At 60.1% G+C, this 25,550-nt stretch carries 14 protein-coding genes and 1 pseudogene; 5 read left to right on the top strand and 10 right to left on the bottom strand.

From position 1 onward, the window contains the following. Window positions 1-26: 26 nt before the first annotated feature. From polA to sppA, 3 genes and pseudogenes are all read right to left on the bottom strand, one after another. Entirely contained in the window at window positions 27-2,903 is a 2,877-nt protein-coding gene (polA, locus tag ACMQ11_RS11850) for a DNA polymerase I (RefSeq protein WP_418992984.1), read from the bottom strand. A gap of 154 nt (window positions 2,904-3,057) precedes the next feature. Further along, window positions 3,058-3,501: pseudogene (locus tag ACMQ11_RS11845) on the bottom strand (6-pyruvoyl trahydropterin synthase family protein); the annotation flags it as partial. A gap of 162 nt (window positions 3,502-3,663) precedes the next feature. Then, on the bottom strand, window positions 3,664-5,442 hold the full coding sequence (gene sppA / locus ACMQ11_RS11840; RefSeq protein ID WP_418992983.1) for a signal peptide peptidase SppA: 1,779 nt from the start codon (window positions 5,440-5,442) through the stop codon (window positions 3,664-3,666). A 186-nt stretch (window positions 5,443-5,628) separates the two neighbouring features. Here sppA and ACMQ11_RS11835 point away from each other — a divergent pair, with 186 nt between their 5' ends. Both ACMQ11_RS11835 and nadA read left to right on the top strand, forming a co-directional pair. Beyond that, a complete protein-coding gene (locus ACMQ11_RS11835) occupies window positions 5,629-6,678 on the top strand; it encodes a P-loop NTPase (protein ID WP_418992982.1) in 1,050 nt (349 codons plus the stop codon). A 391-nt stretch (window positions 6,679-7,069) separates the two neighbouring features. After that, window positions 7,070-8,011, top strand: coding sequence for a quinolinate synthase NadA (gene nadA / locus ACMQ11_RS11830; protein ID WP_418992981.1), 942 nt, complete (start codon window positions 7,070-7,072; stop codon window positions 8,009-8,011). Window positions 8,012-8,082: 71 nt separating this feature from the next. Here the strand turns inward: nadA and ACMQ11_RS11825 are convergent, their stop codons facing one another. Further along, window positions 8,083-8,397, bottom strand: coding sequence for a hypothetical protein (locus tag ACMQ11_RS11825; RefSeq protein WP_418992980.1), 315 nt, complete (start codon window positions 8,395-8,397; stop codon window positions 8,083-8,085). Continuing rightward, entirely contained in the window at window positions 8,385-9,440 is a 1,056-nt protein-coding gene (locus tag ACMQ11_RS11820; protein WP_418992979.1) for a hypothetical protein, read from the bottom strand. The genes ACMQ11_RS11825 and ACMQ11_RS11820 overlap by 13 nt, the downstream gene beginning before the upstream one ends. 182 nt (window positions 9,441-9,622) lie before the next feature. On the opposite strand from ACMQ11_RS11820, the gene ACMQ11_RS11815 reads away from it, so the two are divergent. The 3 genes from ACMQ11_RS11815 (at window position 9,623) to ACMQ11_RS11805 (ending at window position 14,993) form a co-directional block, all read left to right on the top strand. Next, entirely contained in the window at window positions 9,623-11,749 is a 2,127-nt protein-coding gene (locus ACMQ11_RS11815) for a S46 family peptidase (protein ID WP_418992978.1), read from the top strand. A gap of 160 nt (window positions 11,750-11,909) precedes the next feature. Next, complete coding sequence (metG, locus tag ACMQ11_RS11810) at window positions 11,910-13,952, top strand: methionine--tRNA ligase (RefSeq protein WP_418992977.1); 2,043 nt, start codon at window positions 11,910-11,912, stop codon at window positions 13,950-13,952. Window positions 13,953-13,979: 27 nt separating this feature from the next. Continuing rightward, on the top strand, window positions 13,980-14,993 hold the full coding sequence (locus tag ACMQ11_RS11805) for a branched-chain amino acid aminotransferase (protein ID WP_418992976.1): 1,014 nt from the start codon (window positions 13,980-13,982) through the stop codon (window positions 14,991-14,993). Window positions 14,994-15,029: 36 nt separating this feature from the next. Here the strand turns inward: ACMQ11_RS11805 and ACMQ11_RS11800 are convergent, their stop codons facing one another. From ACMQ11_RS11800 to ACMQ11_RS11780, 5 genes are read right to left on the bottom strand one after another with little or no spacing between them, the layout of a single operon-like run. Then, window positions 15,030-19,067: a two-component regulator propeller domain-containing protein gene (locus ACMQ11_RS11800; protein WP_418992975.1), complete on the bottom strand. Its 4,038-nt coding sequence runs from the start codon at window positions 19,065-19,067 to the stop codon at window positions 15,030-15,032. Window positions 19,068-19,122: 55 nt separating this feature from the next. Next, window positions 19,123-20,394: an MFS transporter gene (locus ACMQ11_RS11795; RefSeq protein ID WP_418992974.1), complete on the bottom strand. Its 1,272-nt coding sequence runs from the start codon at window positions 20,392-20,394 to the stop codon at window positions 19,123-19,125. Continuing rightward, window positions 20,387-22,117, bottom strand: coding sequence for a hypothetical protein (locus ACMQ11_RS11790; protein WP_418992973.1), 1,731 nt, complete (start codon window positions 22,115-22,117; stop codon window positions 20,387-20,389). Before ACMQ11_RS11790 ends, ACMQ11_RS11795 begins: the two co-directional genes overlap by 8 nt. Further along, complete coding sequence (locus tag ACMQ11_RS11785; RefSeq protein WP_418992972.1) at window positions 22,114-23,880, bottom strand: hypothetical protein; 1,767 nt, start codon at window positions 23,878-23,880, stop codon at window positions 22,114-22,116. Before ACMQ11_RS11785 ends, ACMQ11_RS11790 begins: the two co-directional genes overlap by 4 nt. Window positions 23,881-23,899: 19 nt before the next feature. Continuing rightward, a complete protein-coding gene (locus tag ACMQ11_RS11780) occupies window positions 23,900-25,549 on the bottom strand; it encodes a RagB/SusD family nutrient uptake outer membrane protein (RefSeq protein ID WP_418992971.1) in 1,650 nt (549 codons plus the stop codon). Window position 25,550 lies beyond the last annotated feature (1 nt).

Below are 25,550 nucleotides of genomic sequence, written 5' to 3'. Positions count from 1 at the left end.
TTGCGTTACGCGCGTGCGGTCGACGGTCAGTGGGCCTCGAGCCAGTTCGTTCCGATACCATAATCGACCGCAAGGCGCACCTTCAGGTCGGCGGCGTGTTCCATCGCCTCGGTGACGATCCGCACGACCTGATCCTGCTCCGAGCGGAGCATATCCACGACCAGTTCGTCGTGCACCTGAAGGATCACACGCGAACGGATGCCATCGGACTGAAAGCGGCGGTGCACCTCGATCATGGCGATCTTCATGATGTCGGCCGCCGAGCCCTGGATCGGGGCGTTCACGGCGTTGCGTTCGGCCAGCCCCCGGGCCACGGCGTTGCGCGAGTCGATGTCGTTGAGGTAGCGGCGGCGGCCGAAGATCGTCGAGACGAAGCCCTCGGTTTTGGCCTTTTCGACCACCTGTTCCATGTACTCTTTCACCTTGGGGTAGGAGGCGAAATAGCCGTCGATGATCTCGCGCGCCTCCTTGCGCGGAATTTCGAGCCGCTGGCTCAGTCCGAACGCCGAAATGCCGTAGATGATACCGAAATTGGCCGTCTTCGCCCGGCGCCGCTCCTCGGAACTTACCTCCTCCAAGGCTTTGCCGAAGAGCCTCGCCGCCGTGGCCGCGTGGATGTCTTCGCCGTGCTCGAATGCCGCGATGAGCGATTCGTCGCCCGAGAGGTGGGCCATCAGGCGCAGCTCGACCTGGCTGTAATCGGCCGAGAGCAGCAGGTGGTCGTCGTCCGAGGGGATGAACGCACGGCGGATGCGGCGGCCCATCTCCTCGCGCACGGGGATGTTCTGCAAGTTGGGGTTGGTCGACGAGAGCCGCCCGGTAGCCGTCACGGCCTGGTTGAACGAGGTGTGGATGCGTCCCGTCGTGCGGTTGACCAGTTGGGGCAGCGCCTCCACATAGGTCGAGAGGAGTTTTTTCAACCCCCGGTATTCGAGGATCAGATCGACGATCCGGTGCTTGTGGGCGAACGACTGGAGGTAGTCCTCGTCGGTGCAGAACTGCTTGGTGCGGGTCATTTTGGGCTTCTCGGCGATGCGCATTCTGCCGAACAGCACCTCGCCCAACTGACGGGCCGAGTTGATGTTCAACGCCGGTTCGGCCGCCTCGCGCCGTATCTCCGCCTCCAGCTCCTGCAACTTGCGGCTCAGCTCGACGGCGTATTCGGCCAGCGCCGCCGAGTCGATCGCAACGCCCGCCATTTCGATGTCGGCCAGCACCTCGATCATCGGCTCCTCGATCCGGAAATAGAGGTGCTCGAGCCCGATCCGCTCGATCATCGGGTAGAGCACCCGCTTGAGCTGCAACGTAATGTCTGCATCCTCGGCGGCGTACTCCTTGCAGCGCTCGAGACTTACCAAATCCATCGTCAGTTGCCGGGAGCCTTTGCCGATGAGGGTTTCGATCTCGATGGGCTTATAGTTGAGGTATTTCTCGGCGAGGGCGTTCATGTTGTGACGCGACTCGGGGTCGATGAGGTAGTGGAGGATCATCGTGTCGTACTTGCGCCCCCGGATCGAAAGGCCCAGCCGCCGGAGCACCATCAGGTCGAACTTGATGTTCTGACCGATCTTGGCGATCCGCTCATCCTCGAAGAGCGGTCGCAGGATTTCGGTGTATCGGGCGGTATTCTCCTCGGTGAAAGGCACGTACCACGCCTCGTGCGGCGCCACGGAGAGCGACATGCCGACGATGCGGTCGTTGAAAATGTCGAACCCGGTGGTCTCGGTGTCGAAGCAGAATTCGTCGTGCCGCGCGATCTCGGCCACCACGTCGCGCAGTTGTTCGGCGCTCTCCACCAGCCGGTAGTCGTGGGGCGTGGTCTGCGCGGTCTGGAGCCGAAGCGTATCGGCCTCGGCCTGCAACTCCTCGACGACTATCTCCTCCGGGACCGCTGCGGGCTCGGCGGGTCCGGCAAAGAGATCGCCTTGCCCCACCATCGCGGCCTTTTTCGCCGCCGCGGACTTGGCGCGGGCCATGTCGGCCAACTGCGTCTGCGCGCCTTGCCTGGGCCCGTCGGGCAGCTGTTCGGCCGGAGCACGGTTCGAAAGGTCGTTCATGAAGACTTTGAAATCCAGTTCGGCGAAGAGGGCCTTGAGCTGGTCGATATGCGGCTCGCAGACCGTCAGGTCCTCCTCGCGGAACGGAATGGGCACGTCGAGGCAGATCGTGGTGAGGGTTTTGGCCAGCCGCAGTTTCTCGCCCCATGCGGCGATCTTCTCGCCCTGCTTGCCGGGAATCCGGTCGGCGTTCTCCAGCATGTTCTCCACCGTTCCCCACGTCTGAACCAGTTTGCAGGCGCTCTTCTCGCCGATGCCGGGCACGCCCGGAATGTTGTCCGAGGAGTCGCCCCACAGGGCGAGTATGTCCCGCACGAGCTGCGGATCGTCGATTCCGTACTTCTCGCGGATCGCTTCGCGGTCCACGATCTCGATCGCGCCGTCGGCCCCTTTCTGCTTGTAGATCCGGCAGTGGTCGCGCACCAGCTGGCCGTAGTCCTTGTCGGGAGTGACCATAAAGACATCGTATCCGGCTTCCACGCCTTTCTGCGAGAGGGTGCCGATCACGTCGTCGGCCTCGTAACCCTCGACCTCGAGGATCGGGATGCACATGGCTTCGAGCACCCGTTTGACATAAGGAATCGAGAGGAGGATGTCCTCGGGCGTCTCGGAGCGGTTGGCCTTGTACTCGGGGAAGATTTCGCGGCGGAAACTGCCGCCCTTGGGGTCGAACGCCACGCCCAGCAGGTCGGGGTGTTCGCGCTTCTGGATGTCGCGCAGGAACTTGACGAAGCCGAAGACCACGGAGGTGTTCATGCCCGCGCGGTTGCGCATGGGACGCCCCAGAAAGGCGTAGTAGTACTTGAATATCAATGCGTAGGCATCGACCAGAAAGAGTTTTTTCATATTGTTGAGTGCGTCGTTATCTTCTCGGTGAGAAAACAGCTGACCGCCGTTTTCATCGCCTTCGGCGGCGTTTGCAATGTGGACTCCACCTCAAGTCCCCTCTCCCGGAAGAGGCTTTCTCCCGCAAGTCGGAAGTTTTTAATTCTAAATTTCCGTTGTCCTCCGCAAACCACTCGGCGTAGGAGGTCGCGGTTTCGTGCAGGCGCAGCGAATGCAGCGTCACGCCGGCAGGCAGGCGGCGCCGGATGCGGTCGGCAAAGTCGGCGAGCATGTGCTCGCATGTCGGTTGGTATGCGACCTCCACGATGTTGCGGAACCGCTCGCGGAGCACCTCGCGCAACGCCGTATCCGCCGTGTTGCGCAGCACCAGGGCGTGGTCGAAATGCGAGACGATCTCCTCCTGCACGATCCGTTTCAAAAGCCCGAAATCGAGGACCATGCCGCACTTGGGGTCCGCCTCGTCGGCCGAGGGGCGGCCCTTGACCGTGACGAAAAGGCGGTAGGAGTGTCCGTGAATCTCGCGGCACGGCCCGTCGTATCCCTCCAGCGCGTGCGCCGCCTCGAACGTAAACTCTTTAGTCAGTCTGATTATTGCCATGGGAGCAAAGATATGGATAAATGCGGTACGGGGAAAGCATTTGCCCGTTTTTCTTGGCCCGTATCGTGCATGATTCGGGCCGCAGGGAACAGAACGGCCCGCAGGGGTGATAAAAGAAGCGTCCCGAAATTCGGGACGCTTCGCGCTTCGGGTCAGCCGGAGTCAGGGCTGCTCCATTTTATAGGGAGAGTACATCAGCACGCCCTGTTGCCGCATGGCCTCGCGCACCTGCCGGTACTCTTTCATCATCAGCCCCAGCTCCGAACGGACGAATGCTTCGCGGACGCTCATGTTGAGCGACGCGAGGATCGCCGCCAGTCCCGAGGGCATCTCGGTGACCTCGACCACGTGGTAATCGTCGCCCAACCCGGCCTTGTCGACGGCTACGGCGATGGCCGTCTTCAGCCCGCCGTAGGAGTCGATCAGACCGATTCCGAGTGCATCACCGCCCGACCAGACGCGGCCGCCGGCAATGTCGAGCACCTTGTCGATGGGGAGGTTCCTCCCCTCGGCCACGTAGTCGGTAAAGGTGGTGTAGACCTTGTCGACCCCCCGCATGATAACCGCCCGCTGCAAGGGGGTAAGGGGCGAGGAGGCGCCCATGCCGGCCGAGGTGTTGCTCTTCACACCGTCGAAAGTGATCCCCAGTTTGTTTTTCAAGGCGTCGAACGGATCGATGTACATGCCGAAGACACCGATCGAACCGGTGAGCGTCAGCCGGTCGGCCACGATCGCGTCGGCGGGACAGGAGATGTAGTACCCGCCGCTGGCGGCATAAGAGCCCATCGAAACGATGACCGGCTTCTCGGCCCGGAGCAGTTCGACCTCGCGCCAGATCACGTCCGAAGCTAGCGCGCTGCCGCCCGGCGAGTTGACGCGCAGCACCACCGCCTTGACCTTTTCGTCGTCGCGCACGGAGGCGATGGTGCGCGCCAGCGTGTTGCCGTAAATCTCGGGGCCCGAGCCCTCGCCGTCGACGATCTGACCGTCGGCATAGACCACGGCGACCTGATCGGAAGCGATGTGCTTCAGGTCGTAAGCCGCCTGCGCGGCGTATTCACCCAGGGTAACGAAGCGGTATTCCCCCTCGCTGTCGGGCTCGGCGCCCAGATCGGCCAAGACCTCTTTCATCTGGTCCTCATAGACGAGGCTGTCCACGAACCCCAGTTGCAATGCCTCTTCGGGCAGCGTGGCTTCCAGCCGGTCGGTGATGCGGTCGAGCGTGGCAAGGTCGAACCCGCGCGCCTCGGCCACCTCGCCGGCGACGGTTCCCCACATGGAGTCGACCAGCTCCTGCATCTGCTGCCGGTTGGCATCGGACATTTTGGTGAGGATATAGGGCTCTACGGCGCTCTTGTATTTGCAGGCCGTGGGGCGGAAAACCTCGGCTTTCAGGTCGAGTTTGTCGAGCAGCCCCTTGTAGAACATCAGGTCGAACGAGAGACCCGACCAGTCCATTCCGCCCTCGGGCTGCATGCAGATCAGGTCGGAGACCGAGGCCAGGTAGTACTGTCCCTGCGAATAGGTCTCGTTGTAGGAGACGACGAATTTGCCGCTCTCTTTGAAATCGGCGATGGCTTGGCGCAGCTCCTCGGCGATGGCCCAGCCTCCGATGCCGCCCGAGCCGTTCATGCGCAGGTAGATGCCGTCGATGCGGTCGTCCTCCTTGGCGGTCTCGATGGCCCTGAGCGCCTTGAGAAGATGGAGTTGGGGGGTGGTTTGCAGCGTGAAGAGGTCGATGCCCGCCAGCGGATCGGTCGCGGGTGCATCGGTCACCATCTCCGAAAAGTCGATCTTGAGAATCGACCGCGGATGCACCGCGACGCGCTGCTCCATCGACCCGGCGATTCCCAGCAGCAGGACGATCCAGAGAAAAAATACGACGAACGTCCCCACCACGAAGGCGAGCAATCCGGCGAGAAATGTTTTTACGAAATTCATGGTACGCTATTTTTTACGTGTTTGTCTCAATCGATGCACAAATATACGAACATTCTTATGAAAAACAAATAAAATTTATCGTTTTTCGATAAATTCATCCTTGCACCCTATATTATTTCTCTGAAAATAGCGTTATCTTTGCCGAGGATGCACCACGCAGGCGCATCGCATGGAAAAATTCGAATGATGGAAGAGAAGATAAAACACTTGTTGGCTTCGGTCGTTCATCCGGAGACGGAGCGCAATCTCATCGAGAGCGGTTTCGTGGAGCACGTGGCGGCCGCGTCGGGAAAGGTCACCATCGTGCTGCGGTTCTCGAAGACGCGCGATCCGTTCGCCGTGAAGATCAAGAACGCCGTGGAAGAGTTGCTGAGGCGGGAATTTCCCGGCGACGAGGTGCTCGTCGTGGTCAAGGAGGGCGGCGCGGCCCCGCGGCCCGAGCCCAAGACCCGGACCACGACAGGCGATATTGCGCATGTGGTGGCCATTGCCTCGGGCAAGGGGGGTGTCGGCAAATCGACCGTCACGGCCAACCTGGCCATTGCGCTGCGCAACCGGGGATTCCGCGTCGGCGTGCTCGATGCCGACATTTACGGCCCCTCGCAACCCCGCATGTTCGGCGTCGAGGGGTACCTGCCCGACGCCGTGCAGGAGCAGGGTGCGGACCGCATCGTGCCGGCTGAGTCGATGGACGTGCGGATCATGTCGATCGGCTTCTTCATCAAGCCGGACGACGCGCTGCTGTGGCGCGGTGCGATGGCCGTGAGCGCCCTGAAACAGATGATCCACCAGACCCGGTGGGGCGCGCTCGATTTCCTTTTGGTCGACCTGCCACCCGGCACGGGCGACATCCACCTCTCGATCATCGGCGAGCTGAAGATCGACGCCGCGGTGATCGTCTCCACGCCCCAGCAGGTCGCCGTGGCCGACGTGCGGCGCGGCGTCGAAATGTTCCGCAACGAGAACGTCTCGATCCCCGTGGCCGGTATCGTCGAGAACATGGCGTGGTTTACCCCCGCCGAGTTGCCCCAAAACCGGTACTACTTGTTCGGCAAGGGGGGTGCCCGCCGCTTCGCCGAGGAGAACGGAGTCGATTTTCTGGGTGAAATACCCCTGGTGCAGTCGATCATGGAGGGGGCAGACGAGGGGCATCCCGCCGCAGGCATCGATCCGCGCGTGGAGACGTGGTACCGTGATATTGCCGACAAGATCGTGTCGAAAGTGGTGAAAGGTTGATGATAAGTCAGCGGAAAAAGTGTTGATAACGGGATGATAACCGGGGATAACTTTTGAAAGAAAAGCCTTGCATTCGACGATCGACCGCGGGTATATACAAGATTTTCCGAAAACCAAAAAAAGTTGTGCCGACTTATTCCTCCCGACCCGATCCCGAAAACGCAATACGTTGTTCAAAATTCCCGGCTGTCGAAAAGCGCGCAAACATTGTGAACAACTGTTTATTGTTATATTAAATTATTGATTTATATAGCTTTAGAAATTAAAGATATAAAAGGAAAAAAGAATTCGTGTTGATAACCTTTTCACACCCCGAGTTGTGAACACTGTCAACAGCCATTATTTCTATTCTTTCTTTATTTAAATTATTTAAAGGAATAAAAAATAAAAGATGAAAGTCGATAACTCCGCGCAGCTCGTCCGCCGCATCGAACGACTCAAACGCGAAAAGCGGGCCGTCATCCTGGCGCACTATTATACCTTGCCCGAGGTGCAGGCCGTCGCCGATTTCCTGGGTGACTCGCTGGCCCTCTCGGTTCAGGCGCAAAAGGTCGATGCTCCGATCATTCTCTTTGCGGGGGTCAATTTCATGGCCGAGACCGCCAAGGTGCTCTGCCCGGACAAGAAAGTGCTCCTCCCCTGCCCCGAGGCAGGCTGCTCGCTGGCCGAATCGTGCGACGCCCGGGATTTCGCGGCTTTCAAAGCCCGCTATCCCGGCTACAAGGTGGTCTCCTACGTCAACACCACGGTAGGCGTCAAAGCCCTGACCGATATTTGCTGCACCTCGTCCAACGCGATGAAAGTCGTGCAGTCCATTCCTAAGGATCAGCCCGTGATCTTCGCCCCGGACCGCAACCTCGGGTCCTACATTCAGAAGCTCACCGGGCGGCGGAATATGGTCCTCTGGGACGGCGCCTGCCACGTGCACGAGGAGTTCTCGCTCGAAAAACTCCTGGCGCTTAAAAAGCAGCATCCCCTGGCCCGCGTCGTCGCACACCCCGAGTGCCGGGCCTATATCCTCGACGTAGCCGATTTCGTGGGCTCCACGGCGGCGATCCTCGACTGGTGCGGGGCGAGCGAAGCCCGGGAGTTTATCGTCGTTACCGAGGCGGGCATCCTCGCTGAGATGAAGCGGCGCTACCCCGAAAAGGTATTCATCCCGGCGCCGCCCGACGACGAGACCTGCGCCTGCAACAACTGCCGCTACATGAAGATGGTTACGCTGGAAAATATCGCCGCGTGCCTGGAAAACGAAAGCCCCGAGGTGGTGCTCGACGAGGAGGTGCGCCGCCGGGCCGAGCGGTCGATAAGGAACATGATCGCCGTCAAGTAGGGGACCCGGCCGGAAGAGGCAGAAAGAAACGCAGGGATTTCATCCGTCGAAATCCCTGCGTTTTTTACGGGTTAAATGTATTTCCAGATCAGAAGCAGCACCGAGCAGAGGAGAAACAAGAGAAAAAGTGCATCCTGAATGCGGTACAAGGAACGAACCCGATTCGGTTTTTCTTCCTTGTGTAAGACGTTTTTGCGCATGCTCCATGCGAGAAAGAGCGCGCGCAAGATCATAAAGCTCAGCATCCCGAACCCGACTGCGGAGGCGATCCATTCGGCCGTGCTGTCTGTCTTCAAAAAAAGGGAGACGATCAGCGAAACGAAGAGTGCAACGACGGCCAGGTTGAACCATTTATCTTGGAAGATGAGAGCTATCAGTTTTCGCATTTTTCCCAATATTTAGAACTGTAAGATGCAACAACCATCCCTATATATAAGGCGGTTTTTTCTTCTTCAGAGAGTTCTGTACTTGGTTTGATAGTGTTATAATAATAATTTACGATTTTATCAATATCATTTGCCTCATTGGTATAGAAGAGGGAAGCTTCTAAAAATAAATTCATAACATATTCAGATATGGAATTTGCTTCATCAAATAAAATACCACTTTCACTCTTTTGGATTTGCTCTTTAACGAGAGAAGAAAAATCTCTTTTAAAAATTTCTGAGGATACCATTTGAGCACTAAAATCATTTTGAAATATATTTATATCATCTATATAGAATGATGTAGAATTATCTGTATAATCATTAGCAGACAAAGTTCTACGATTAATTTTAGATGAGGGAGTTATTTTTTTGAGACTATCCTTAGTTTCTATTAATTTTTCTAATAGTACATTATGTGCTTTTCCAACTACATGATATATTGTATCAATTTTTATGGAAATTGTATTTGAATCATCTATTTCTTTTAAAGTGATAGATTTTTTTTCGGTAATTTCAGTATAAAGATTATATAGAATTTCTGGATTAAAAATCTCATTAGATTGTACCAAATCATTGATAAGAGAACTTTCCATTCTGGGAGCCCGTTGAACCCAATAATCGATTCCGGAGGAAATAGCCCCGCATAAAAGACCACCGACAATCGCTCCGGCAATTGCCCCACTCGGAGAAAACGCACAACCATAGGTAAAACCTGATCTGCCGCCTTGCCATGCCCCTGCAGCGTCCGCAAGCCAAAATTGTCTCCAGTTGATCCTTGTTACGTTGACATGATTAATACTGTCGGATTTATAATCGTAGATTCGAGGGATATTCCTTTTTGTAGATAAATCATAATTGAATTTATCCAGTCCTTTTAAGAGTACACTGGAGGTTGCCTTTTCTTGTAAGTCAAAATCAGTACATTGAGTTTCTGAGGTTTTGTTACAGCTCAAAAGGAAAGAGCACAAAACAGCAATCAAAATAATAACTAATCGTTTCATAACTAAAAAATTTATAGGTTAAACAAAAAGTATTTTTCATAACAAATTTACAAAAATGATAATTTGTTTGTACGGGCATGAAGAGGAAAATTTTTGATAAATAAATCGTATATTTGTAATTCATAATTTTTAATTGCGCAGACGGCTATGTCTGTCGAAAACAGAAAAACCAAAATCGAGCAATGAAAAAACTTTTTTTACTTTTTGCCGCGGCAAGCATTTGCTGGACCGCGGCCGCGGACGAGGGGATGTGGATGCTGCCCTACCTCCAGAAAATGAATATCAAACAGATGAAGGAGCGGGGCTGCAAGCTTTCGGCCGAGGAGATTTACAGCCTCAACCGCTCCTCGCTCAAGGATGCCGTCGTCATCTTCGGCGGAGGCTGCACGGGAGAGATCGTCTCGCCCGAAGGGTTGTTGCTGACCAACCACCACTGCGGCTACGGTTCGATTCAGGAGCTTTCGTCCGTGGAGCACGACTACCTCAAGAACGGATTCTGGGCCATGTCGCAGGCCGAGGAGATTCCCGCTCCGGGGCTCTCGGTGCGCTTTATCCGCAAGATCAGCGACGTGACGCCCGACATACTGGGCAACGTGCCCGCGACGGCCGGGCAGGAGGAGTACGAGCGGATCACTGGGGAGAACCGAAAGGCGCTGACCGAAAAGATTAAGGAGGAGAATCCGGGCATGCTGGTGGAGATCGAGTCGTTCTTCGAGGGCAACCAGTTCTTCGCATTCGTCATCGAACGCTTCGACGACGTGCGTCTGGTCGGCACGCCGCCCTCCTCGATCGGCAAGTTCGGCGGCGACACCGACAACTGGATGTGGCCGCGTCATACGGGCGATTTCTCGGTCTTTCGCGTCTATGCCGGACCCGACAACAAGCCCGCCGCCTACTCGCCCGAAAACCGCCCTTACCGGGCCGACAAGTTCCTCAAGGTTTCGCTCGACGGATACCGCGAGGGCGACTTTGCTATGATTATGGGATTTCCCGGATCGACCAGCCGCTTCGCCACCTCCTACGAGCTTCAGAACATGCTCGACGTGGCCAACCCGCAGCGCATCTCCATTCGCGGCGAGCGGCAGGCGATTCTGAAAGAGGACATGCAGCGAAGCGACAAGGTGCGCATCCAGTACGCCTCGAAATACGCCCGTTCGTCGAACTACTGGAAGAACTCGATCGGCATGTCGCGCGGCATCCGCAAGTTGGGTGTCGTGGAGCGCAAAAAGGAGCAGGAGGCGGCTTTCCAGAGCTGGGCCGAGCGGAACACGCTGCCCGAAGAGGAGTATGTCGACGCCCTGCCGCTGATCCGCGAGGCCGTCGAGGGAATGGCGGCACCCGATGCAGCCCGGCAGTACCTCTCCGAAGCGTTCCTCGCAGCGGTCGAGATACTCTCACCCGCGCGCAGTTTTCTGACCAAATCGGAGGTCAAGACCGAAATAAAGGATGTGGAAAAGGCCAGGAAGAGCCTGGCGGAGTGGTACAAGGATTACAACGCCCCGACCGACCGCAAGGTAGCCAAGCGGATGCTGCGCATCGCCCGCGAGAACATGCGCGAGCTGCCCTCGTTCTACACCGAGATCGTAGACCGGGAGTTCGGAGGCGACACGGACGCTTATGTCGACTACCTCTTCGACAACTCGGTTTTCGCCTCCGAAGAGCAGGTCATGGCCCTGCTGGATGATTATTCGCCCGAAAAAGTGGCAGCCGATCCCGCCGTGGCGCTGGCCCGGTCGGTGATGGAGAAATACACGGCTCTGAACGAAGCGCGCAAGCCGTTTGCCGAGAAATACCGCCAGGGTGCCCGCAAGTACGTGGCCGGACTGATGTTGCAGCAGCCCGACAAGGCGTGGGCGTCGGACGCCAATTTCACGCTGCGCCTGACCTACGGCCGCGTGCTTCCGTACGATCCGGCGGACGGAATCCGCTACAATTACTACACCACGCTCAAGGGCGTAATGGAGAAAGAGGATCCGCAGAACCCGACGGAATTCACCGTGCCCGAGAAGCTCAAGGAACTTTATGCCGCGGGCGATTTCGGCCGTTATGCCAACGAGCGGGGCGAACTGCCGACCTGTTTTCTGGCCGACTGCGACATCACGGGCGGCAACTCCGGATCGCCCGTACTGAATGCCCGCGGCGAACTGATCGGCCTGGCGTTCGACGGCAACTGGGAAGCCATGTCGGGCGACGTGGCGTTCGAGGCTCAGTTGCAGCGCACGATCTCGGTGGACATTCGTTACGTGCTCTTTATCATCGACAAGTTCGCCGGAGCCGGGTGGCTGCTCGAGGAGATGCAGATCGACTGACCTGCCGGATTCACTACTTGGAAAGGCGTGCCCCGAGGGTGCGCCTTTTCGTTTTACAGGAGAGCCGCAGGTGATGAATGGAAACATTTTCGCGGCGTTTGCTTTCCTTTTCGTTTAAAATTACTAATTTTGACAGAAAATTAGCAGATTGCAAGCATCTATGGCAAAAGAGTTCAAACGCTACCTCATCACCTCGGCACTGCCCTATGCCAACGGACCGGTCCATATCGGCCATCTGGCGGGAGTGTACATACCCTCGGACATTTACGCCCGTTACCTGCGGCTCAGGGGCCGCGACGTACTATGGGTCTGCGGCTCCGACGAGCACGGCGTACCCATCACCATCAAAGCCCGCAAGGAGGGCCTCACGCCCCAGCAGATCGTCGACCGCTACCACGAAATCATCCGTAAATCGTTCGAGGGGCTGGGTATCTCGTTCGACATCTATTCGCGCACCACCTCCGCAACGCACGCCGAAACTGCGTCCGCCTTTTTCCGAAAACTCTACGACGAGGGCAAGTTCATCGAGCGTACCTCGATGCAGTTCTTCGACGAGGAGGCCGGAACCTTTCTGGCCGACCGCTATATCGTGGGCACCTGCCCCCGCTGCGGCAACGAACGCGCCTACGGCGACCAGTGCGAGCAGTGCGGATCGACCCTCTCGCCCGACGAACTGATCGCCCCGCACAGCGCCGTCTCGGGCTCGGTACCCGTCAAACGCGAAACGAAACACTGGTACCTGCCGCTGGACGAGTACGAGGAATTCCTGCGCCAATGGATACTGGAGGGACACAAGGAGTGGAAATCCAACGTCTACGGCCAGTGCAAGAGCTGGCTCGACGGGGGCTTGCAGCCGCGCGCCGTCAGCCGCGACCTGGACTGGGGAATTCCCGTGCCGGTCGAAGGGGCCGAGGGCAAGGTCCTCTATGTCTGGTTCGACGCGCCGATCGGCTATATATCCGCTACGAAAGACCTGACGCCCGACTGGGAGCTCTACTGGAAATCCGGGGACACGAAGATGGTCCACTTTATCGGCAAAGACAACATCGTCTTCCACTGCATCGTCTTCCCGTCGATGCTGCGGGCGCACGGCGACTATATCCTCCCGGAAAACGTGCCTGCCAACGAGTTCCTGAACTTAGAGGGCGACAAGATTTCGACCTCGCGCAACTGGGCCGTCTGGCTGCATGAGTACCTCGAGGAGTTTCCCGGCAAGGAGGATGTCCTGCGCTATGTCCTTACGGCCAATGCGCCCGAGACCAAGGACAACGACTTCACGTGGAAAGATTTTCAGGCCCGCAACAACAACGAACTGGTCGCCGTGCTGGGCAATTTCGTCAACCGGGCGCTGGTGCTCACGAAAAAATATTACGACGGCGAGGTCCCTGCCTGCGGTCGGATGAACGACTACGACCGCGCGACAGTGGCCGAAATGGCTGCCGTGAAAGGGTCACTGGAGAACAATATCGAGAACTATCATTTCCGCGAGGCACTGAAAGACGCCATGACCATCGCCCGCATCGGCAACAAGTACCTCGCGGACACCGAGCCGTGGAAAGCGGTCAAAACGGATCCCGAACGGGTGAAGACCATCCTCTATACCGCCTTGCAGATTACCGCCAATACGGCCATTGCCATCGAGCCGTTCATGCCTTTCTCGGCGGCGAAAATCATGCGGATGCTCTCCCTCGACCGGTTCGGCTGGGAGCGGCTGGGCGGCCTCGACCTGGTGCCGGCCGGGCACCGGATCGGCGAGCCGGAGCTCCTGTTCGAAAAGATCGAGGACGACGTGATCCGGCGCCAGTTGGACAAACTGGCTGCGACGAAAGCCGCGAATGAAGCTGCGGAGACTGTTCAACAAATCGAAGCCCAGAAAGAGAGCGTTTCATTCGACGATTTTCAGAAGATGGACATTCGCGTTTCGACGATCCTCTCTGCTGAAAAGGTAGCCAAGACCAAGAAACTGCTCAAACTGGTGGTCGATACGGGTATCGACCGCCGCGAAATCGTCTCGGGTATCGCCGAACATTTCACGCCCGAAGAACTCATCGGGCGCCAGGTGCTCGTGCTGGTGAATCTGGAGCCCCGCGAGTTGAAAGGCACGCTTTCGCGGGGCATGATCCTTATGGCAGAAGACGCTGCGGGAAAACTGCGTCTGCTGGAACCGAACGAGAAGACCTGCAACGGAGCGATTGTGGGATAGATTTTAAACCAATTAACTGCTAAAAATATGGAAAACATCGATTGGGGCGCCTTGGGCTTCGATTACCGCAAGACGGACGTCAATGCACGCTTTACCTTTACCGACGGCAAGTGGAGCGAAATGGAGATCACCGACGACGAGTACATCCGAATGCACATGTCGGCTTCGTGCCTGCACTACGGCATCGAGTTGTTCGAGGGATTGAAAGCCTTTCGGGGCGTGGACGGCAAGGTGCGTCTCTTCCGCGTCGAGGACAATGCGCGGCGGCTGATCTCTTCGGCCGAACGGCTCTGTCTGCCGGTTCCGACCGTCGAAATGGTGGTCGAAGCCTGCAAGGAGGTGGTGCGCCGCAACGAACGTTATATCCCGCCCTACGGCACCGGAGCGTCGCTCTACCTGCGGCCGGTCATGTTCGGCACGACGGCCGGCCTGGGCGTGAAACCCGCCAAGGATGCGCTGCTGATCGTCTATTGCTCGCCCGTGGGAGCCTATTTCAAGACGGGAATCAAGCCCATGCCGGTGGCAATCGACCGCGAACAGGATCGTGCGGCACCGCACGGAACGGGCGATGTGAAAGTGGGCGGAAACTATGCAGCCAGCCTCTTGTCGGGAGAGAAAGCGCACAACCTGGGCTATTCGAACGTCATGTACCTCGACGCCGCCGAGCACAAATACATCGAGGAGTGCGGCGCCTGCAATTTCTTCGGTATCAAGGAGGGTAAATACATTACTCCCAAATCGCCGTCGGTGCTTCCGTCGATCACGAACATGAGCCTCAGGCAGCTGGCCCGCGACATGGGGCTGGAGGTCGAGGATCGCAAGATTCCCGTCGAGGAGCTGCCCACGTTCGAGGAGTGCGGCGGCTGCGGCACGGCAGCCGTCATCACGCCGATCGGCAAGATTTTCGACATGCAGACCAACGCCGTTTACGAATACGGCCCGGAGGTAGGCAAGGTCTCGATGGAACTCTATACCCGCTTGCAGGATATTCAGTACGGCCGGGCCGAAGACCGGCACGGGTGGTGTACGGTCGTGCTCTGAACGAGACGGGCAACGTAAACGGAGGGCTGACCAGCGTCAGCCCTCCGTTGTTTTGTTGCGGTACTCCTTGGGCGAGGAGGCGAATTTTTGCGTGAATTCGCGGTAGAAATAGGACTTGTTGTTGAATCCCGAGCGGTACATGATCTCCTGCACGGTCAGTTCGGTCGTGCGCAGCAGGTGGGCCGCCCGGTTGAGTTTTACGCAGCGGATGTACTCGCTGGGCGATGATCCGGTCAACTCCTTGATCCGGCGGTAGAGCTGCATCCGGCTGACGGCCAGCGTCGAGGCGATATGGGCCAGATCGAGGGATTCGTTTTCCAGATTTTCCTCGATGGTCCGGTTGAGCTGCACGAGGAAATTCTTGTCTTTCTCCGGGAGGTAGCTGCCGTTGTAGAGGTCGGTTTGCGCCAGCGGCGAATTGTAGTAGTCGCGCAGCGATTCCCGGCTGGAGATGAGCCGGTTGACGACCGACTGCAAGTGCCTGGGATGGAACGGTTTGGGGATGTAGGCTTCGACGCCCAGATCGTAACCCGAAATGTGGTCGGCCAGCGAGACTTTCGAGGTGAGGAAGACGATGGGAATGCTGGCCGTGAACGGATTGGATTTCAGCTCTTTCACCAGTTCGGGACCATTCATCGCGGGCATGATGATGTCGCACAGGATCACGTCGGGCCGCTGCCGCTTCATCACCTCGATCGCCTGGCGTCCGTCGGCGGCCTGCAACACGGCATAACGGTCGCGGAAGAGATCGGCTACGAGGTCGCGGATCTCCGCTTCGTCGTCGACGATGAGCAGCGTGCGGGTGCCTTCGGGCAGCGGAGCCGGTTCGGGCGGCTGCTCATCCGCTTCCGACGTTTCCGACGTTTCCGACGGGGCCGCCTCGGGCAGACAGACGGTGAAGACCGTGCGGCGGCCGACCTCGCTCTCGACACGGATCGTGCCGCCCAGCAGGGTGACCAGCCCTTTGGTCAGAGCCAGGCCGATGCCCGTGCGGACCACGTTGCCGCGCGAAACCTGGCGCTCGAAATTATCGAGCATCTTGAAGCGGTCGAACACCGTCTCCAGCTCTTCGGGGCGGATGCCTTTGCCGGTGTTGGTCACCGTAAGGATCGTGTCGGCCGCTTCGCTGCGGATTCCTACGGAGATAGATCCGCCCAAAGGAGTGTATTTGTAGGCGTTGGAGATCAGGTTGAACACGATCTTTTCGAGGCAGTCGCGGTCGCTGACCGCGATCGGATGATCGGACGGGAAATCGAGCGAAAAGTCGATGCCGTTTTCCCGGTTCAGTTCGGCGAAATTGTCCGCCACGCAGCAGACCAGTTCGTGGAGGTCGATCCGCTCGAAATGCAGTACGCGGTGCCCGGTTTCGACCTTGCGGAAATCCATCAGTTCGGAGATCAGGCCCTGCATCCGCGCGGCGTTTGAGCGGATGATGCGCACGTATTTGGCGGAGTTGTCGTCCAGGCCGCCCTCTTCGAGCAGTTTTTCGCACGGACTGTATATCAGGGTCAGGGGCGTGCAGAACTCGTGGGCGATGTTGGTGAAGAAGCGCAGTTTGGCTTCGTGTATCTCCTGCTGCCGCTGTTGCGAGAGCCGTTCCAGGAAGAGCGCCTTGTTCAGCGAGAGGTGGTTGCGGACGATCCGGTAGACGATGTAGCCGATCAGGGTTCCCAGCAGTGCGTAAAGTCCGAATGCCCACCACCGCGCCCACCACGGGTGGCGGATCAGCAGGGGGAACGAGAACTCGTTGTCGCACCAGATTTTGTCGCTGTTGGTGCTCCGCACGCGGAACGTGTAGCGGCCCGGCGGCACGTTGGTGAAGACGGCCGTGCCCTGCCGGGTCGCCGTCACCCAGTCGCGGTCGAATCCCTCGAGGCGGTAGGCGTATTCGCAGTTGCGGTTGTCGACGAGGTCCGAGGCGACGAATCCGATGCTGAAAAAACGCTGGTCGTGATCGAGCACCACGCCGTTGCCCGGCTTGCGGAAATAGTAATCGTTGTAGCCGGGAATGCGCTCGTTGAAGATCCGAAAATCGGTGATCCCGATCCGGGGCGAAAAGGAGCGTTCCCGTATGCGGTCGGGAACGAAATGGTTGAAGCCGCTGATGCCGCCCAGGTAGAACGTTCCGTCGGGAGCGCGGTAGGCGGCGCCGTCCGAAAATTCGTTGTTCTGCAATTCGTCGTCCATCGTATAGTTCACCGTCCGGCCGGTACCGGGGTGCAGGCGGCTGACGCCGCGGTTCGTCGAGACCCACACGGCGCCCTGCCCGTCGGGAAGGATGCCGTGGATGGTGTTGTCCGGCAGACCGTCCTGTTCGGTGAAGCGGGTGAACGAGCCGTCCGGCTCCATGCGGTTGAGTCCGTAGCCGGTTCCCACCCACAGCGTACCGTTCCGATCCGTGGCCAGCGAGAGGATGTCGTTGCTGCTCGGCGTGGCGGGGTCGGAGATGTGGTGCGGATAACACGTGAAGCGCTCTTCGGCCGGGTCGAGCCGGTTCAGACCGCCCCCGCGCGTTCCGATCCACAGGCTGCGGCCGTCGGCGGCGGGCAGGATCGCGTAGATGGTGTTGTTGCCGATCGAAAAGCGTTCTTCGGGATCGTACAGGTATTTCCTGTACTCGGTGACCCGGTAGCCTCGGGAGGTCGTTTCCAGGTGCATGCGCACCAGTCCGAATCCGCTCGTTCCGGCCCAGAGGATTTTCCGGTCCCGGTCGAGGTAGAGGCTGTACACGGAACCGAACGTGTCGCCGTTGCGCGTCAGCAGCGAAATGTCGAGGGGCGCCGTGCGCTCCCCGTCGCCCGAGCAGACGTCCACTCCCTGCCCGTCGGTACCGGCCAGCAGGTCGCCCCGCAGCCCTTCGATCAGGCAGTAGACCGAATTGTTCGAAAGTCCGTCGGCGGTCGTGATCCGGCTTCTTGCGGGCAGGGGTTCGAAGCGGTCGCCGAAGCGGAAGATGCCGTCGCCCTTGGTGCCGACCCAGAGAACACCGTCGGGACCGGTGCAGAAGCAGCGGACGGGGCTGTTGCGGCGGCCCTGCATCTGGCGGTTGTAAACCACTCCGAAATTGCGGTGCCGGGGGTATTGCACCACGACCCCCTCGCCGTCGGTGCCTGCCCAGAGGGTTTGCTGCGAACAGCGGCGCAGGGCCAGCACGGCTTTTCCCTGGAGGAATTCGACCGCCGTCCACCTCTCCCCGGCCGGGGAGTAGCGGTAGACGCCGCCGAGGGAAAACGCGGCCAGCAGCGTGCTGTCGCTCTCGGCCACGGCGGTCAAATCGCCGCATCCGGGGGCCGCATGGCGCACAATGCGCCGCACGCAGGCGCCCGACTGGGGGTCTAACAGGCAGATCGAATCCGCTTCGGCGGCGATCAGGTGGCTCCCCGCACCGTCGTAGAGCGCCCGGTAGCGGCCGTGCGCGCCGGAAGCCTCCGCGGCCGCGCCGAGAACGATCTTGCCGTTGCGGTCGCGGCCGACCGGAATGGCATGGAGGCGGCCTGAGGCGTCGAGCAGCCACAGCCGGTTGCCCGCAGCCAGCATCCCGTCGATCTCGAACAGGTCGATGCCCGGCAGGTTGAGAGCGACGAAACGTTGTTCGGCCTCTTCGTAGTAGGCCAGGCCGTATTGGCGGACGGCACAGAAGAGCGTGCCGTCCCCGGTCCGTGCCAGCAGGAACGAGTGTTCGGGCAGGGGGTTGGCCGAATCGTAGCCGAAATGGAAGCGGGAGATACGGTCGTTCAGGAGGTCGAGGCGGTTCACACCGTTGTCGGTGGCGACCCATACCGTGCCGGGCCGTTGCTCGATGATTTCGCGGATGACGTTGTTGCTCAGGCTGTTTTCGTCGGACGGATCGTATTTGTAGGTTCGCATGTCCCGGCCGTTGAAAGCGTTGAGTCCGTCCCAGGTGCCCAGCCAGACCGTGTGGTGCGAGTCTTCGAGGATCGTGGTCACCGAGCTGTTCGAAAGTCCGTCGGCGTTGGTGATGCAAAGCGAGCGCACATCCGCCGCGAACGCGGTTGCGGGCAGAAGCGTCCATGCGGTCAGAATCAGTCTGGGGAGCGAGTGTAGCGGGATCATCGAGGATAAAGGTAACGAATTGCAATCGGAAATCCTACTTTTCGGCCTTTTTGTTCTATTCCGATCTGCGGAGAATGCCGCTGGCCACGGGGATCGAAACCAGTTGTGCCAGGCCGATAACCACGAGGGCGTAGCGCAGGGCGAAATCGGACGACACGAGGAGTGCGAACACGAGGAAGAGGCCGCAGCCCGTGAACCGACCCAGGTAGAGACCCAGTTCGTGGACGAAAATATAGGTGAACGGATTGCGTTTTTCGCGGGCGGCCACCCGGTCGATCACGCGCAGCTGGATGGGGAAATAGGCCAGATCCATCAGCGGCCGTCCGATCACCAGACACAACAGGAAGAGCATGACCCCCGCGGGGGAGTAGAGCGCGGCGTTGAGAACCCCGCCGAGCGCGAAAAGGAGCAGTCCGGCTGAGAAGATTCCCAACCGGTGACGCGGCGCCGAGAAGCGCCCCAACAGGTAGAGCAAGGCGGCCGAGAGGATCGCACCGAGGGACTGGACCGTGCCGAGCGTGTCCTCGTTCCCGGCCAGCGACAGGACGAGCATGGCCGGAGCCGTGACGATGTATCCTTGGGCGATACCCTTGAGTGCCGCGAGCGCCATCATTCTCCACCACAGCCGCTCGAAATGCCGGTAGACGAAACGGCGGTTTTCGGGGTTGACGAAGCGACCGCGGAAGACCGCTGCCGAGGCGGCGACCGTAATGGCGAAAACCAGGCCCGTCACCATGCGGTAGGCCGTGTTGACCGCCTCCGCGGAGCCGTTGGAGGCGATGAATGCGCCGACGGTATAGGGAACCACCACGCCCGAAAGCGTGTAGAAGAAGCTCTCCAGACCGTAATAGTAGTTGCGGTTCGAGTCGTCGGTCGAGCTCAGGGCCAGAAAGTCGCGGTTGGCCCAGAAAAAGCCGTAGGAGAGTCCCATCACCAGGCCGGCGCAGACGATACCCGCGAAATCCAGCTCGCTCAGCGACATCATCATCGCCATCGATACGCCGCTGAGCAGCATGCCGAACGAATAGAGCCAGGCGATGGGGATGCGGCGGAGCAGATAGCCGTTCAGCAGAAAGGTCAGGGGAATGCCGCTGTACAGCGCCAGCTGGAACGAGACCACAAGCACCGTGTCGCTGCTGTTGCGCATGATGTAAGCTCCGATGAAGAGCTCCACGACGGGCAGGACGAACGAATAAAGCATGTTGGTCACAAGCAGCACGCGCATGTTGAGAGGTGCGGCCCGGAAATGGGCGTATTCACTGCTGAGGCGCCCGAACAGTCCCTTTGCCGGGCGCTTGGCTTCGGTGGCGGAGAAAGGGCTATTCATTGTTTTTTTCACATTTCTGACGATAATCGACGATACTTTGGCCTACTGCCAGACGGCCTGCCGTTCGCCGGAGTTTCCTGCCCGCGGGGATGCACACCAGGTTGAGCGTCTGTCGGCCGGCCATATCCAGTCGCACGGTCTCCGTCACGTTGCGGGCCACGTAGCGACCCGACACCAGGTCGTAGAGGTCCGAGGCCGTCTGGGGGAGCTTCACCGCGACCAGCCGGTTTTCGGGGTGGGGGTTGAACACGAGGTAGTGCGGCAGCGAGCGGTCGCCGAAAAAGTCGGTGGCGTTGCAGTCCAGCTGAAGAATGCCCTCCACGTCGGTCGTCTGCACGATACCCGCCAGCATGCCCGACCAAGCCGAACCGTAGGGACACAGGTCGGTGTAGGACTGGTAGTTCTTGAGGTGGTCGCCCACGGCATAGGGCCCCTCGGGGGCGAGCACGCCGAGGAACGGCTCGAAACGATTGCCCCGGAGCGAACTGCGCAGCCCCTCGTAACAGATCGCATGCGCCGGGTCGCCCTGCCACAGCGCACTGGTCTGGCGGTTGCGGGGATGCTCGTCGGCATAGAAGAGCCGCGCGGCGTTGACGGCGTTGAGCACCCACTTGGCGATCGCGTGCGAATAGGCGGCGTTGTATTTCACTACCGGCACGAGGGCGGCGATCTGCGAAAAGGTGTTCATAGCAAAGGCGTACCCCTCGTATTTCTTCTGCCCGACCAGTCCGTGCACGTCGTAGCCGTTCCAGCGGTCGGCCACCACGCCCCAGCCGTCGCGGTCCGTGTTGTGGCCGTCGAAACACCACGCGAGCATCTTCCGCTCGTCGAAAGCGGTGCCCCGCTCGGCGTTGAGCCGGACGGCCAGACAGGCCCCCCAGGGCAGCATGATCTCGTAATAGGGACCCTCGGCGGCATCGCGCTCGTCGAGAAAGCGCAGGCAGGCCAGCGCGCCGGCGAGGAACTTTTCGTCCCCGCTGCGCCGCCAGGCGGCGTACTCCAGCCACGCCACGCCCGCAGCGGCGTCCGGCTCGCGCCAGCGGCCGTTGTAGCGGCCCGCGCCGGTTTCGAAATCGTAGCCCGTCCAGTCGAAATCGGGATAGTCGCGGCCGCGGCTCAGCGCACGGACGGCTTCGAGCCATTTGCCGGCGTTGGAGAGCATCAGCGAGGAGAGCTCCCGGTTGTCGGGATAGAGGTCGCAGATCATGCTGAAAGCCATGCCCGGAAAGATCTCGTACCAGAAACTTTCGCCCGTGCGTGTCCGGTTGGGTGAGTTCTGGATAAGGTTCAGCCCGCTGCGGCGCGTGTAGAACTGGCGTATCATCGAGACGTAGTCCACGCCTCGCTGGTCGCTCTTGTCGATGCCGGCCAGCGTAGCTCCGATGATCGATCCCATCACGGGCAGCGATTCGTAGACGTAGGAAGCGCGCCGACTGCGCGTCTGCCCCACGTAGCTGGCGATGCCGAAAGCACGGCCCCGGAAATTGTAGCCGCTGTCGTCCCACCAACCCAGGGGCAGGAGCGCCCCGCGGGCGTCGAAATTGTAGAGCAGGCGGTCCTGCTCGCAGGCGATGGCGCGCCAGTCCTTGATCTTGTAGGGGGAGGGCAGGTCGGGCATACGCTCCACCAGCGCAATCGGGATTTGAGGCGTTTGCGGCTGCGCGGCCGCCCCGAAAGGCGCCGCACAGAACATGGCCGCAGAAAGGGTGAGTCTCTTTTTCATCGTTTCGATTCTTCGCGGATGCGGACGCAGCGTACCGAGAGCGCCGCCGCCTTGTCCATGGCGCGAACGGCCTTGCCTGTGGTGAACATGACGTATCCGCCGTATTTTTCGTCCTTGTTGTTGGTGACGTCCCGGCCCGTGCCCGAGTCGGATGCCCAGAGGTAGGTCTTGATGCCCTTGCCCGTAGCGCCGGCACCCGTGAAGACCCCCGCCGAGGTGACGTACCCGGCGGCCGGAATCGCCAGCAGGGCGAAAACGTCTTCGGCCGCCGCGGTTTTACCGACCAGCGCCGTCACGGCCGTCCACTCGGTCGCCGTCGGTATGCGGAACCCGCGCGGACAGGGGTTGTTCGTGCCGCCCGAGGCGTAGGCGGGGTCCTCGCGCTTGGCGGCCCAGTAACAGTTGAGGCTGTAATCTTCGGCCGTGGCCTGGTTGGGATCGCGCACCCAGTCCACCGTGCTCTGCCCCTTGAGGTAGAAGGGGGTGTCGTCGGCCGTGGTACGGTCTTGAGGAGCCTGGGCATTGGGCGCCGTGCCCAGCCGGAATGCGCCTTTGGTCGGCGAGCTCCACTCGACCTGCTGGTGGCCGTCGGCGCGGCGTCCCCACTGGAACATCCAGCCGTAGGAGAGGTGGTCATGGATCCCCGTGGCGACACGTTCGGCCCCCAGGTTGCGGTCGAGGAACTCCAGCGAGGTCGATACCCCGCCGATGGTGACACGCAGGGGCGGCAGCACGTGGTAGATCAGCCCGCCTCCGCCGTCGATGGCCGTATGGAAGCGCACCACCTGCTCCGAGAGGCCCGTACCGGTGCTGTTCGCGGCGAACGCGCGCAGGTAGTAGGGGGTATTCTCTTCCAATCCGTTCAGCGTCACCCTCACCAGCCCCTCTGCATCGGGCGTGCGGGTCGTCTCGGCGAATTTCGTCTCGACGGCCGCGGGGTCGGTGCCGTAGTAGACGCCGAACTCGGCGGGCTCTTCGCCGCCGTTGTCGGTGATGCGGATGGCGATGGTGCCGCCGGTGAAACCGATCTCGGACACGCTCTTATCAGCGAATTCCACTTTCGGCTCTTTCGGGACGAAGCGGGCCGTGAAGCGGGTCTGCGTGGAGTAGGCCGTGCCGGCGGCGTTCACCGCATAGGCGCGGACGTAGTAGGCGGTCTTGTCCGTCAGCCCGGCTACCGGGACCGTGAATGCGCCGAGCCCAGTCTGGGTGTCGGCTACTCGTGCATCGTCGACGGTCGGGTTTTCGGTCGTGGAGTAGCAGACGCCCCGCTCGCCAAGCCCCGGGCCCGCGACCACCGAGCAACTGACCGCGGCCCGGGTGGGTTCGATCTCGCCGACCGCGATTTCGCCCAGCACCGGCAGGGCTTCGTCGTCCGAGGGAGAGGCCGAGGTGAATTCGATTTCATTGCCCAGCACCGGCCCGTCGTCCGAGAGGGCGTAAGCCCGTGCGTAGTAGCGTGTTCGGGCTTCCAGTCCCGAGAGAACGGCGGTGAAAGAGGTGCCCGCCAGCGAGGCCGCGTCGGAGCGGGGCGTCGTTTCGGTGACGGCGAAATCCGCTTCGGCGGAGTAATATACGCCGCGCGCGGTAATCTCCGCGACGTCACCCGTCAGCACGGCGCTTACCACGGCGCTGCGGTCGGTAATGCCGATTACCTCGGCGGAGGTTCTCACGACGAGGGGCTGCTGCTGGTCGAGTTCGTCGCCGCTGTCGTTGCAGGCCGCGGCTGCGGCTGCGAGGATAATCCAGATAAGTTTTCGCATGGCTGAGTCGTTTTCGAATTTATCGGTCGTAGTGCATGCGCACGGCGTCGCGCAGTTCGTAGTTGGTGATGCGCTCGGCATGGGGATAGGGCAGCCAGTAGTTGTCGGCCGTGCGGGGACGGGGATTGCCGACGACGCCCTCCACACCGTTCCAGGCGACCTCCTTGCCTGCGCAGCGCTCTTCGAGGACTCCGCAGCGCATGAGGGTGAAGATGTCCTTGCCCTCCATGGCGAACTCCCATTCGCGCTCATCGATGATCCGTTCGCGCAGCTGCTCGCGGCTGAACTGCCCGGCGGCGTAGAGGTCCACACCGGCGCGGCGGCGGATGGCGTTGATGTGATCCACGGCCTGCTGCGTGCAGCTGTTCAGTTCGTTTTCGGCCTCGGCGTGGAAGAGGTACGCTTCGGCCATGCGGTAGTAGGGCATCTGGATAGCCGGACCGATGGTGTTGTTGGTTACGGTGTAGGTCGTATCGTAGAACTTTTTGGTCTGGAGCCGCTGGTAGGAGTTGTAGCGCCAGACGTTCTTGCCCTCGGTACGGACTGTGCCCTTGGCTACTTCGCGGTGTTCGTCGTCCAGATCGCGCATCCACACCTCGATGTAGGTGTTTCCGTTGGTATGCGGGGCGTAGCGCTTGTCGCGGTACTCCCAGATCACGCCCTCGCGGAAACGGATGTCGCGGCGGTCGAACGAGGCGGCCCAGTCGTAGGTCATGAACTGCTCGCCCACGCTCTGCCCGGGGCAGTACTCCGAGTAGGTGGGCGTATACTTGAAGAGGGTCTTGCTGCCCAGCACCCCCGGCACCACCTGCGAGGTCCAGATGTGTTCGCGGTTCGTGCGAGCGTCGAGCGTCGGGGAGTAGCCCCAAAGACGGGTCCAGTCCGCGGTCTCCAGGGCGTAATAGTCGCTTTGCATGACCTCGGCGGTCAACTCCTTGACCCGGCTCCAGAAAGCCTCCTTTTCGCCGTCGAAAGCCGCGAAATAGGGCTTCAGCGCCCGGGCGCTCGTCGCCGGGTCGTAGGCCCGCGCCGAGGAGGCGCACGTGAGGTAGATGTCCGAGAGGATCATGCGCGCCCCCGCGTGGTCGAGCCGCCCCCGCGGCTTGACGCCCGGCTGCCAGAGATGGGGCAGCGCCCACTCCAGGTCGGCGATGAGAAAGCGGTAGATGTCGGCCATGGGCGTCAGGCGGAAAGTCGAGACCCAGTGGTCGCACTCGGCCAGGCGGAATGGAACATCGCCCCAGAAACGCACCAGGCGGAAATAGCCGTAGGCCCTCAGCGCCATGGCTTCGGCGATGTTGGGCAATTTCACCTCCTCGTCGAGGGGCGAACGCCACAGATTGGCGATCACCTCGTTGGCCTTGCGCACCAGGGCGTAGTTGGTGGCCCAGTAATCCTCCAGATGGGAGGTCTGCGTGTGGATTCCGCCCGAGACGACGTAGACGAACCGCGTGTCGGCTGTGGAGGTGGTGTTACCCAACATACCCGGCAGGGAGTAGATGCTGCTGCTGAGCATGTTGGCGTAAATGCCCGCGAGAGAAGCGTCGGCGTCGGACTGGGTTTTGTAGATGTCGCTTACCCGCAGGTCGGAGTAGGTCGTCTCATCCAGGTCGAAACACGCGGAGAGAGCCAGCGCCGCAAACAGGGCGGACAGTATTTTCAGTTTCATG

Origin of the sequence: Alistipes sp. (assembly GCF_048465575.1) — a bacterium.
In the GTDB taxonomy this organism is placed as follows: Bacteria; Bacteroidota; Bacteroidia; order Bacteroidales; family Rikenellaceae; genus Alistipes.
The sequence above is the reverse complement of the archived record's forward strand: the minus strand, read 5'-3'. Positions and strand labels throughout refer to the sequence as shown.

Excerpts from the sequence above, each read along its gene's own strand:
- polA (WP_418992984.1), bottom strand. The coding sequence starts at position 2,903 with ATGAAAAAACTCTTTCTGGTCGATGCCTACGCATTGATATTCAAGTAC.
- sppA (WP_418992983.1), bottom strand. The coding sequence starts at position 5,442 with ATGAATTTCGTAAAAACATTTCTCGCCGGATTGCTCGCCTTCGTGGTG.
- ACMQ11_RS11835 (WP_418992982.1), top strand. The coding sequence starts at position 5,629 with ATGGAAGAGAAGATAAAACACTTGTTGGCTTCGGTCGTTCATCCGGAG.
- nadA (WP_418992981.1), top strand. The coding sequence starts at position 7,070 with ATGAAAGTCGATAACTCCGCGCAGCTCGTCCGCCGCATCGAACGACTC.
- ACMQ11_RS11825 (WP_418992980.1), bottom strand. The coding sequence starts at position 8,397 with ATGCGAAAACTGATAGCTCTCATCTTCCAAGATAAATGGTTCAACCTG.
- ACMQ11_RS11820 (WP_418992979.1), bottom strand. The coding sequence starts at position 9,440 with ATGAAACGATTAGTTATTATTTTGATTGCTGTTTTGTGCTCTTTCCTT.
- ACMQ11_RS11815 (WP_418992978.1), top strand. The coding sequence starts at position 9,623 with ATGAAAAAACTTTTTTTACTTTTTGCCGCGGCAAGCATTTGCTGGACC.
- metG (WP_418992977.1), top strand. The coding sequence starts at position 11,910 with ATGGCAAAAGAGTTCAAACGCTACCTCATCACCTCGGCACTGCCCTAT.
- ACMQ11_RS11805 (WP_418992976.1), top strand. The coding sequence starts at position 13,980 with ATGGAAAACATCGATTGGGGCGCCTTGGGCTTCGATTACCGCAAGACG.
- ACMQ11_RS11800 (WP_418992975.1), bottom strand. The coding sequence starts at position 19,067 with ATGATCCCGCTACACTCGCTCCCCAGACTGATTCTGACCGCATGGACG.
- ACMQ11_RS11795 (WP_418992974.1), bottom strand. The coding sequence starts at position 20,394 with ATGAATAGCCCTTTCTCCGCCACCGAAGCCAAGCGCCCGGCAAAGGGA.
- ACMQ11_RS11790 (WP_418992973.1), bottom strand. The coding sequence starts at position 22,117 with ATGAAAAAGAGACTCACCCTTTCTGCGGCCATGTTCTGTGCGGCGCCT.
- ACMQ11_RS11785 (WP_418992972.1), bottom strand. The coding sequence starts at position 23,880 with ATGCGAAAACTTATCTGGATTATCCTCGCAGCCGCAGCCGCGGCCTGC.
- ACMQ11_RS11780 (WP_418992971.1), bottom strand. The coding sequence starts at position 25,549 with ATGAAACTGAAAATACTGTCCGCCCTGTTTGCGGCGCTGGCTCTCTCC.